A 10,313-nucleotide genomic window follows, 5' to 3' on the forward strand; every position below is an offset into this window, starting at 1 on the left:
GCCTACCGATGCAGGGCGAGATCGATCGCCGCCGGTTGCCCATTCAGGCTCACCTCGAGCTTGGCCGGAGCGTCCAGTGCCGCCAGTCTCGCCGCGTCCAGTGGAAACCGTCGCGCGCTGCCGGCCAGCACGTAGCCGAGCAGTCCCGGGGTCACTTCCAACTCCCGGCCGCCGCGACCGATCAAGCGGGTCGCGCCGAGACGGGCCGCGCGGCCGCCGCTGTTGCGGCAGGCCAGCGCGGGCTGCTCGCCCTGTCGCTCGAGCTCGCAGTGCAGCTGTGCGGGCGCGGCATCGGCCGCGCGCACGAACGCCGGCAGCAGGTAGCGCATGCGCACGGTGACCGCGCTGCCTTCGCCGGCGACCGGATCGCCCGGCAGTTCGTCGACCACCACGCGGTAGGCCCGCTCCCCCGGCACCGCCGCGGCGCTGGGCCGGACCAGCCGCACCAGTTGCTCGCCGCCCGGCGCGATCTCCACGATCGGCGGGCTCGCGACCAGCGCGTCGTCGCTGCGCTCGAGCTGGTCATCGCTGCCGTCCTGGTGCCAAGCGTAGACCCGGATCTGCGCCAGGATCGGCGCGTCACCGGTGTTGGCCAGCACCAGCCGGGCCGCACGCGTGCCCGCCGGCAGGTCGATGCCGGTCTGGCGGGTCTGCAGTTGGCCGCGGGCGTGCGCTGCACCGGTCGCGAACGCGGTGCTCGCGAAAACCAGCGCAGTCACGACCGCCGCCATGAGGCGGCGGTGCGGGTGCATCAGAATTCGACAGTGGCGACGACGGTGTCGGTGTAGCTGCCGACCGGCTTCGGACCCTGGCTGGCGAACACGCGGCCATAGACGTCGAAGGTCTGCACCGTGCCGGTGCTGCCGGAATTGCCGTCGCGATCGGTGACCAGCGCCGCGCCATCGATGCCGTCGCCCAGCGGGCTGGTGCGGGCGCTGTCGACGAACAGGCTGTAGTCGATGGTGTCGCCGTTGGCGTTGGTCATCTTGCGGCTGGCGAACGTGGCGGCGCTGCCGTCGCCGACATCGAAGCTGATCGCGACCTCGCTGTCGATCGCCGAGCAGTCCAGCTCGACCGTGGTGGCGTCGTCGATGGCGGCGTCCACGCCGGTCTGGACACCGAAGTCCAGCGGGTTGGCGGTGATCTCGCAGGCGTTCTGGATTTCGATCGACACCGCCATGTCGGACGTGTCGGTCGCGGCCAGGGCGGCCGGAGCCACCGACAACAGGGCGGCCACGAGCGCGGTACGGGTAAAACTCGGCATTGCAATCCCCCTGGGAATCTACGGACGAAAATGTCAATCCGTGACTTGAGTGCGGTGCACAGTGTGACGTGAAGCAAGTCCCGTGCCAAGTTTCTGGCAAAAACAAGTGCCGGAGGGTTGACGCAGGCCGCGGCTCGGCACCGCTCATACCGGCCCTGGCGTAGAATCCGCAGCTTCCGTCAGCGGCCATCGGGCGCCGCTAGCTCAGCGGCCGCCGCGGCCGCCACGCGCGAATCGACGCGAGCCCTCCGATGAGCAACGACTTTTTCCAGTACGACGTGATCGTGGTCGGTGGCGGCCATGCCGGCACCGAGGCCGCGCTGGCGGCGGCGCGCGCCGGTGCGCGCACGCTGCTGCTGACCCATGCGATCGAGACGATCGGGGTGATGAGCTGCAACCCGGCGATCGGCGGCATCGGCAAGGGCCACCTGGTCCGCGAGATCGATGCGCTCGGCGGGGTGATGGCGCACGCCGCCGATGCCGCCGGGATCCAATGGCGGCGGCTCAACGCCAGCAAGGGCCCGGCGGTGCGCGCCACCCGCTGCCAGGCCGACCGCGCGCTGTACCGCGCGTTCATCCGCCGCGCGGTCGAGGCGCAGCCGGGCCTGACCGTGTTCCAGGCGGCGGTCGACGACATCGTGTTTGCCGGTGGCGGTGGCGCCGCCGGCAACGCGGTCAATGGTGTGCTCACCCAGGCCGGCCTGCGCTTCCACTCGCCGGCCGTGGTGCTGACCGCCGGCACCTTTCTCGCCGGCAAGGTCCACGTCGGCCCGACCAGTTACGCCGCCGGCCGCGCCGGCGACCCGCCCGCGACCGCGCTGGCGGCGCGGCTGCGCGACGGCCCGTTCGTGGTGGACCGGCTCAAGACCGGCACCCCGCCGCGGATCGACGGCCGCACGCTGGACTATTCGGTGATGGAGCAACAGCCGGGGGATGCACCGCGCCCGGTGTTCTCGTTCCTCGGGCAACACAGCGACCATCCGCGCCAGGTCCCGTGCTGGATCACCCACACCTCCGAGCGCACCCACGACATCATCCGCGCCGCGCTGGACCGCTCGCCGCTGTACACCGGCCATATCGAGGGCATCGGCCCGCGCTACTGCCCGTCGATCGAGGACAAGGTGGTGCGTTTCGCCGACAAGCCATCGCACCAGATCTTCGTCGAGCCGGAGGGCCTGGACGTCGCCGAGATCTACCCCAACGGCATCTCCACCTCGCTGCCGTTCGACGTGCAGCTCGAGCTGGTGCGTTCGATCCGCGGTTTCGAGCACGCCCATATCACCCGCGCCGGTTACGCGATCGAGTACGACTTCTTCGATCCGCGCGGGCTCAAGGCCACGCTGGAGACCAAGGCGGTTTCCGGGCTGTTCTTCGCCGGCCAGATCAACGGCACCACCGGCTACGAGGAAGCCGCCGCGCAGGGCCTGCTGGCCGGCGTCAATGCCGCGCGCCTGGTCGGCGGGCAGCCGGGCTGGAGTCCGCGCCGCGACGAGGCTTACCTGGGCGTGCTGGTCGATGACCTGATCACCCACGGCACCACCGAGCCCTACCGCATGTTCACCTCACGCGCCGAGTACCGGCTGCAGTTGCGCGAGGACAATGCCGACCTGCGCCTGACCGAAACCGGACGCGCACTCGGCCTGGTCGACGAGGCGCGCTGGGCGAAGTTCGCCGCCAAGCGCGAGGCGATCGAACGCGAGAACGCACGGTTGTCCTCGATCTGGGCGGCGCCGGGCAACCCGCTCGGCCGCGAACTGGCGCAGACCCTCGGCATCGAGGTCAGCCGTGAGAGTCACGCGCTCGACCTGCTCAAGCGCCCCGAGCTCGACTACGCCCGCCTGCTGCAGGTGCCGATGCTCGCGCCGGCGGTGGCCGACCCGGCGGTGGCCGAGCAGGTCGAGATCGGCGTCAAGTACGCCGGGTATGTCGATCGCCAGCGCGAGGAGATCGCGCGCGCGCAGCGCCACGAGACCATGGCGATACCAGCCGGATTCGATTACGCCGGCGTGCGCGGGCTGTCGGCGGAGCTGACCGGCAAGCTTGCGCAGGTGCGGCCGCAGACCGTCGGCCAGGCGCAGCGGATCCCCGGCATGACCCCGGCGGCGATCTCGCTGCTGCTGGTGCACCTGTCGCGGCAGCGCCGCAGCCGGGTGGCGTGAGTCCGCAAGCCGGTCTCCTCGCGCGCGGCGGCGCGTTGAAGGTTCCCGCAAGCGCGTTCTCCCGCGGCGCGGCATGATCCCGGCGGCGGTCTCGCTGCTGCTGGTGCACCTGTCCCGGCAGCGATGCAGCCGGGTGGCGTGAGTTCGCAAGCGGGTCTCCTCGCGCGCGGCGGCGCGCTGAAGATTCCCGCAAGCGGGTTCTCCCGCGGCGCGGCCTCTCTTTTTCAAAGAGGGGAATCCAGCAGGGCTCTGACAAGCCGCGTCGAAATCACGCCGCCATCACTTTGCCATCGCGCCGGGCCGATATTCTTGCTCCGATGTCGCTGCCGTTCGCCCCTGCTCCCGCGCCCGTCCGAGACGTCCCCGCACGTGCGCCCGATGCCGCCGCCGTGGCGCAGCGTTATCGCGACGTCCGCGCGCGCAGCCAGCTGCTCGCCATGCCGCTGTCGCCCGAGGACGCAATGGTGCAGAGCATGGACAGCACCAGCCCGGCCAAGTGGCACCTCGCGCACACCAGCTGGTTCTTCGAGTGCTTCGTGCTCGGCCTGCAACGCGGCTATGCCCCGGTGCACCCGGACTGGGACTACCTGTTCAACAGCTATTACCACAGCGTCGGCGCGATGCACGCCCGGCCACAGCGGGGGCTGCTGTCGCGGCCGGGGCTGAGCGAGGTGCTGGCCTACCGCGACGCGATCGATGCGCGCATCGCGCATGGGTTCGCGGCCGGCGATTTCGATCAGGAGGCGCTGCGCCGCATCATGCTGGGCACGCACCACGAGCAGCAGCACCAGGAGCTGCTGCTGACCGACATCAAGCATGCGCTGTGGTGCAATCCGCTGCGCCCGGCCTATCGCGACGACCTGCCTCAGCGACATGGCGGCGCAACGCCGCTGCACTGGATCGCCAGCGGCGAGCGCCTGGCCAAGATCGGCGCGCCGGCCTGGCCGGCCGGTGGCGCCTTCGCCTACGACAACGAGTCGCCCCGCCACCGCGTGCTGGTGCCGGCGCATGCATTGGCAAGCCGACCGGTCAGCAACGCCGAGTACCGCGCGTTCGTCGACGACGACGGCTATCGCACCGCCACGCTGTGGATGAGCGAGGGCTGGAGCCGCGTGCAGGCCGAGGGCTGGTCCCGTCCGCTGTACTGGGACCAAGACCTCGCCGGCGAGTTCACCCTTGGCGGCATGCGCGCGCTCGATGCGCATGCGCCGGTCTGCCACCTCAGTTACTTCGAGGCGGATGCATTCGCGCGCTGGGCCGGTGCGCGGCTGCCGACCGAGACCGAATGGGAAAGCCATGCCGCGACGCAGCCGGTCGAAGGCAACTTCGCCGATGACGACCTGCTGCATCCGGCGTCCCGGGAACGACCGCTTGGCGCCGCGCCCACGGCCGCCGCCAGACCGGGGCTGCAACAGCTGTTCGGCGACGTCTGGGAATGGACCTCGAGTGCGTATTCGTCCTACCCCGGTTTCCGTGCGCTGCCCGGCGCTCTGGGCGAGTACAACGGCAAGTTCATGTGCGGCCAGTGGGTATTGCGCGGCGGCAGTTGCGCGACCCCGCGCGGGCACATGCGCGCCAGCTACCGCAACTTCTTCTATCCGCCCGATCGCTGGCAGTTCTCCGGCCTGCGCCTGGCCAAGGATCCGGCATGACCGCCACCACCGCGCCCGCGCCCGCCCCCATGGCCCGACTCACCGACCTGCGCCCCAGCCACGACGATATCGCCGGCGACGTGCTCGAGGGCCTGTCCGCCTCGCCCAAGCAGCTGCCGTCGAAGTACTTCTACGATGCGCGCGGCTCCGAGCTGTTCGAGGCGATCACCCGCCAGCCCGAGTACTACCTGACGCGGGTGGAGATCGCGCTGCTGGATGCGCGCATGGACGCGATCGCGCGCGCGGTCGGTGCGCACGCGCACGTGGTCGAGTACGGCAGCGGCAGCGGCCGCAAGACCGCCCAGCTGCTCGAGGGGCTGCGCGACCCGGTCGCCTACACGCCCATCGAGATCGACCGCGGCACCTTGCTGGCCAGCACCGCACGCCTGGCCGAAGCCTTTCCGCAGATCGAGATGCTGCCGGTCTGCGCCGATTTCAGCCGGCCGGTCGAACTGCCCCGGCCCGGGCGTGCCACCGGGCACACGCTGGTGTTCTTCCCCGGCTCCACCCTGGGCAACTTCGACCACCCCGGTGCGATCGAGCTGATGCGGTCGATGCGCGCGACCATGGGCGCGCGCGGGCAGGCACTGATCGGCATCGATCTGGACAAGGACAGCGCGACGCTGGAGGCGGCCTACAACGATGCAGCCGGCGTCACCGCCGCCTTCACCCTGAACCTGCTGACCCGGCTCAACCGCGAGCTCGGCAGCGACTTCGAGCTCGACGGCTTCCGCCACCACGCGGTGTACGCGCGCGAACGCGGCCGCATCGAGACGTTCCTGGTCAGCCGGCACGAACAGTCCGTGATCGTGGCCGGGCGCGACTTCCGGTTCGCGGCGGGCGAGGCGATGCTGGTCGAGTACAGCCACAAGTACACCGACGCCGGCCTGGCCGGACTCGCGCAGGTCGCGGGGCTGACGGTCGTCGAGGGCTGGAACGACCCGCGCGACTGGTTCGGCCTGCGCCTGCTGCAACCGGCATGAGCTCGCGCCGAGCGGTCTGACCACTGCCAGGTGCGGCCGCTTCTTTGTTCCTGGTGCCACCGCAGAACGCCATGCCCGAGCCTGCCGCCAGCGATCCACCCCCGCTCGACTGCGTGATCGTCGGCGCCGGCCCGGCCGGGCTGACCGCGGCGACCTACCTCGCGCGCTTCCTGCGGCGGGTGCTGGTGGTCGACGCCGGCGCCAGCCGCGCGCGCTGGATACCGACCAGCCACAACTGCCCCGGGTTCCCGTTCGGAGTCACCGGTCCGGCGCTGCTGGGCAAGCTGCGCGAACAGGCCGAAGGTTACGGCGCAGCGATCGTGCCGGGCCGGATCGGCCGGCTGCAACGCGTCGACGAGGGCTTTCTCGCCACCGCCGAGGACGGCCAGCGCTGGCACGCGCGCCACGTACTGCTGGCGACCGGCATCGTCGACCGCATGCCGCCGGTCGAGGGGCTGGAGGCGGCGATCAAGGCCGGCGCGGTCCGCCTGTGCGCGGTCTGCGATGGCTACGAGGCCAGCGATGAGCGCATCGCGGTGTACGCCCCGATCGACCAGGCGATCCGTCACGCCGCCTTCCTGCGCACGTTCTCGCGCCGCGTGGCGGTGTTGCCGACCGCGCCGGATGCGCCGTCGGCGTGCTGCGCCGAGATCGCCCGCAACGCGCACCTCGAGCTGCTGCCGGTGCCGCGCAACCTGCACCACGATGCGCGCGGCTGCCATGCCCGGTTCGATGACGGCCGTTGCGAGTGGTTCGACACCCTCTACCCGGTACTCGGGGGCGATGCGCAGTCGCAGCTCGCGCTCGCACTGGGCGCCGAGGTCGACCAGACGCAGGAACTGCTGGTCGATGACAAGTTGCAGACCAGCGTCGACGGCCTCTACGCGATCGGCGACATCGTCAGTGCGCTCAACCAGATCAGCGTCGCGGTCGGCCATGCCGCCATCGCCGCGACCGCGATCCATCAGCGGCTGCCGCCGAACTACCGCGAGGACGCCGCGCGCCAGGCCGACCGCGCGGCCGAGCTGCCCACGCCCGGCGACTGACCGGGGCCGAGTGCCGGACGGGGTGTCGTAGAGGCAAGAACATTTGACGCGGATCAAAGCGAAAAAGAGCGGATCAAAGCAAAATCGACCTGCTGTACAAAAAGCTTCATCCGCCTTTTTTCGCTCTGATCCGCGTCTGAAGCTCTTGACCCTCATCGCGGCTGAAGCCGCTCCTACAAGCGCGGGGCGGGGTCGTCCGCGGATATCTGCGCGCCGCGCAGCCGGGGCCGGCCATCGACCACGTCGGTCCACACCACGTGCGCGGTGTCGCCGGCCAGCACCAGCTGCGCGAAGCCGGTGCCGCGCCCGCGGCCCTGCAGGCGCGCGATCTCGACGCGCTGCAGCTCGCGCGACAGGTCCGCGGCATGGCGCGCGAGTTGCAGCGACTGGCCCTGCGCGTCCTCGCGCAGCCACAGCACCCAGGCGGCGTGCTGGTCCAGGGCGACATCGACCCGGCCCTGGACCTGCTCGCCACGGTCGAACGTGACCGGCGCGCCGAAGGTATCGCCGGCATCACTGCTGCGCGCCAGCTTGAGTGTCGGTGTGCCGCCGGCGGCGGTGTACCACGCGACCACCGCCTCGTCGCCGCGCGCCGCCACCGCCGGTCCGTTGACCGGGCAGGCCGGCATGGTCCACTCGTCCGCATGCACGCTGCGCCCGACGCTCCAGCGGCCGCCCTGCAGCCGACTGACCGCGATGTCGCGAATCTCCGCGGGCGTGCGGTCGCGATACACCAGCAGCGGGCCGCGTGCGGTCAGCGCCACGTCGGTCTGGCAGCAGTCGCAGGTCATCGCGTCGATCCGGGCCTCGCCGCTGCGCTGCAAGGCGGCGTCGAAGCTGGCCGCGCGCAGCGTCATCGCGCCTGATGACGTGGCGTGGGCGTCGTGCCCGCCGCTGCCGGTCTCGCGCCCGTCGAGCCAGGCCACGCCGAGGCTGCTATCGGACATCGGCCACAGCGAAACGAAACCATGCTCGGTCGGCGTGCCGTCGTCGTTGACCAGCACCGGCGCCGACCAGTTCGCACCGCCATCCTCGGAACGCGTCAGCGCGACGTCGTAGGCGTAGGTCGCGGCGGCGGACTTCTGCAGCCAGTGGGCCCACAGCGCGCCATCGGCGGTGCTCGCCAGGTGCGGAGTGTCGGCCCAGTTGACGAACCAGTCCTCGCCGCGCGCGATCTGTCGCGGCGCGCCCCAGGCCCCGCCGCGGTAGCGCGCGAACCGCAGCGCATGGCCGGACTGGAGCGGCTCGATCCACGACAGCAGCAAGCCGTCGTCGGTCGCCACCAGGTCCGGCTGCGCGGCGCCCGCCGCGGTCGGCAAGGCCCATTCGGTGACGGTCAGCGCGGGCGTGGGCGGGCCCGCGGACGCCGCTGCCTGGGGCGAATCGTCGCAGCCGGTCAGGGCAACGAAGGCAAGAGTGATGGCACAGAAGATAGGTTTCATGTCGACAGGGTAATCCGCCGCAGCGCTCGGCACCTGTAGGAGCGGCTCGTAGCCGCGAGCTCTTCGTTCAGATCGCGAGAAAAGCTGTCCGACGACCGCTCTTCGGGCCGGGCCGAAAGACATTGCGGCGATGGCGCTCATACCGAGGCGAGGATGTGCCCCCGTAGAGCCGAGCTTGCTCGGTTGGGTACTCGCCCGGAGACCTCGCGCTCAGCGCCCGGGCCCGACATCAATGAAGCGCAGGAACTCCGCGCGGGTGCGCGCATCCTCGCGGAAGCTGCCGAGCATCTTCGAGGTGACCATGCTGACGCCGCGCTTGTGCACGCCGCGGGTGGTCATGCATTCGTGCGCGCCGACCACCACCACGCCGACGCCGCGCGGCTGCAGCACGTCCTGGATCACCCCGGCGATCTGCGCGGTCAGCTTTTCCTGTACCTGCAGCCGCCGGGCGTAGGCCTCGACCACGCGCGCCAGCTTGCTGATGCCGACCACCTTGCCGTCGGGCAGGTAGCCGACGTGGGCCTTGCCGATGATCGGCGCCATGTGGTGCTCGCAGTGGCTCTCGAACTCGATGTCGCGCAGCACGATCAACTCGTCGTAGCCGGCCACTTCCTCGAACGTGCGCGACAGGTACTCGCGCGGGTCGGCGCTGTAACCGTGGAACCAGTCGCCGTAGGCATCGACGACGCGCTTGGGGGTGTCGAGCAGGCCTTCGCGCGCGGGGTCGTCACCGGCCCAGCTGAGCAGGGTGCGGACGGCGGCTTCGGCTTGTTCGCGCGTGGGCTTGGAGGAATCTGCCATGGCGTCGGAAGTGCGGCTGCGGGTCGGCCATCGTACTCCAGCGCCGATCCCGACCTCGCGAGCGGCAGGGTGTGGTCGTAGAGCCGAGCTTGCTCGGCTGTCGCTTCCCCGGCGCGGCCGACAGCGGAGCAAGCTCCGCTCTACTTCTACCCGGATGCGGCGCGCAAGCGCCACTCCAGTCCGGACACGCGTGCGGTGCGGCGCGCCAGCGCCGCGCGCAGCACCGGCTCGCTGGCGCACAGGTGCACTGCATCGCGGGCGCGGGTCAGGCCGGTGTACAGCAGTTCGCGCGACAGCCCGCGCCCGTCCTGTCGCGGCAACTGCAGCCAGACCTGGTCGAACTCCGAGCCTTGGGCCTTGTGCACGGTCATCGCGAACGCACCCTCGTGCGCCGGCAGGGCGGCCGGGTGCAGGCCGCGCACGCCCTCGCCGCCGGCGAACCACGCCGCAATGACGCCGTCCTCGCCGCGCAGGCACACGCCAATGTCGCCGTTGAACAGGCCGTGGCGATAGCTGTTCTCGGTGATCAGCAGCAGCCGACCATGGTAGTAGCGCGGATGCTGCGTCCCCGCCAGCGCCTCCTCGATGCGCGCATTGAGCGTGCGTGCGCCGTGCGGCCCTTCGCGCACCGCAGTCAGCAGGCGTGCACGCGCGGCGAGCGCGAGCGCGGCGGCCGGATCGTGGATCTGGAGCAGCGGACGCCAGGCGCCCAGCAGCGCTTCGCCGGCGCTGCCGGCGAGTGGCTCGAGCAGGTCTTCGTGGAAGTGCACACCGGCCAGCTCGCCGCCGCGCAGCAGCGCCAGCGTGGTGTCCGCGTCGCCCTCGCGCACCGCGGCGGCGAGCGGCGCGAGATCGAGCGATTGGCTCTGCCGGTAGCCGCGCCGCAGGTGCACGCGGTGGCCGGCAAGCGCCGCGGCAGCCGCGCCAGCGGGCGATGCGTCCAGGTCCATGCCGCCGGCATCGGAC

Annotated in this window: 9 protein-coding genes; 4 read left to right on the top strand and 5 right to left on the bottom strand. The window is 71.1% G+C overall.

Annotated features, from left to right (window positions below):
* Positions 1 to 2: 2 nt before the first annotated feature.
* Both ACJQWM_RS13610 and ACJQWM_RS13615 read right to left on the bottom strand, forming a co-directional pair.
* The gene (locus ACJQWM_RS13610) at positions 3 to 752 is read right to left on the bottom strand and encodes a fimbrial biogenesis chaperone (RefSeq protein WP_411306899.1); all 750 of its coding nucleotides are present in this window, start codon (positions 750 to 752) and stop codon (positions 3 to 5) included.
* On the bottom strand, positions 752 to 1,264 hold the full coding sequence (locus ACJQWM_RS13615; RefSeq protein ID WP_332707893.1) for a Csu type fimbrial protein: 513 nt from the start codon (positions 1,262 to 1,264) through the stop codon (positions 752 to 754). The genes ACJQWM_RS13610 and ACJQWM_RS13615 overlap by 1 nt, the downstream gene beginning before the upstream one ends.
* Before the next feature lie 251 nt (positions 1,265 to 1,515).
* On the opposite strand from ACJQWM_RS13615, the gene mnmG reads away from it, so the two are divergent.
* The 4 genes from mnmG (at position 1,516) to ACJQWM_RS13635 (ending at position 7,104) form a co-directional block, all read left to right on the top strand.
* A complete protein-coding gene (gene mnmG, locus ACJQWM_RS13620; protein WP_411306900.1) occupies positions 1,516 to 3,423 on the top strand; it encodes a tRNA uridine-5-carboxymethylaminomethyl(34) synthesis enzyme MnmG in 1,908 nt (635 codons plus the stop codon).
* Positions 3,424 to 3,740: 317 nt separating this feature from the next.
* Positions 3,741 to 5,075, top strand: a complete 1,335-nt coding sequence (gene egtB / locus ACJQWM_RS13625; protein ID WP_411306901.1) for an ergothioneine biosynthesis protein EgtB — start codon at positions 3,741 to 3,743, stop codon at positions 5,073 to 5,075.
* A complete protein-coding gene (gene egtD / locus ACJQWM_RS13630) occupies positions 5,072 to 6,058 on the top strand; it encodes an L-histidine N(alpha)-methyltransferase (protein WP_332707817.1) in 987 nt (328 codons plus the stop codon). The genes egtB and egtD overlap by 4 nt, the downstream gene beginning before the upstream one ends.
* A gap of 71 nt (positions 6,059 to 6,129) precedes the next feature.
* Positions 6,130 to 7,104: an NAD(P)/FAD-dependent oxidoreductase gene (locus ACJQWM_RS13635; RefSeq protein ID WP_332707814.1), complete on the top strand. Its 975-nt coding sequence runs from the start codon at positions 6,130 to 6,132 to the stop codon at positions 7,102 to 7,104.
* Between the two features lie 173 nt (positions 7,105 to 7,277).
* On the opposite strand, the gene ACJQWM_RS13640 is transcribed toward ACJQWM_RS13635, so the two are convergent.
* The 3 genes from ACJQWM_RS13640 to ACJQWM_RS13650 all read right to left on the bottom strand — a co-directional run.
* Positions 7,278 to 8,546: a sialidase family protein gene (locus tag ACJQWM_RS13640; RefSeq protein ID WP_332707811.1), complete on the bottom strand. Its 1,269-nt coding sequence runs from the start codon at positions 8,544 to 8,546 to the stop codon at positions 7,278 to 7,280.
* 210 nt (positions 8,547 to 8,756) lie between these two features.
* Positions 8,757 to 9,347 (bottom strand): GTP cyclohydrolase I FolE, encoded by a 591-nt coding sequence (folE, locus tag ACJQWM_RS13645; RefSeq protein ID WP_332707808.1) that lies wholly within the window; start codon positions 9,345 to 9,347, stop codon positions 8,757 to 8,759.
* Between the two features lie 146 nt (positions 9,348 to 9,493).
* A partial coding sequence (locus ACJQWM_RS13650; RefSeq protein ID WP_411306902.1) for an ATP-binding domain-containing protein occupies positions 9,494 to 10,313 on the bottom strand: 820 nt, incomplete at its 5' end.

The sequence above is a fragment of the Novilysobacter longmucuonensis genome, assembly GCF_046600735.1.
Taxonomy (GTDB): Bacteria; Pseudomonadota; Gammaproteobacteria; order Xanthomonadales; family Xanthomonadaceae; genus Novilysobacter_A; species Novilysobacter_A longmucuonensis.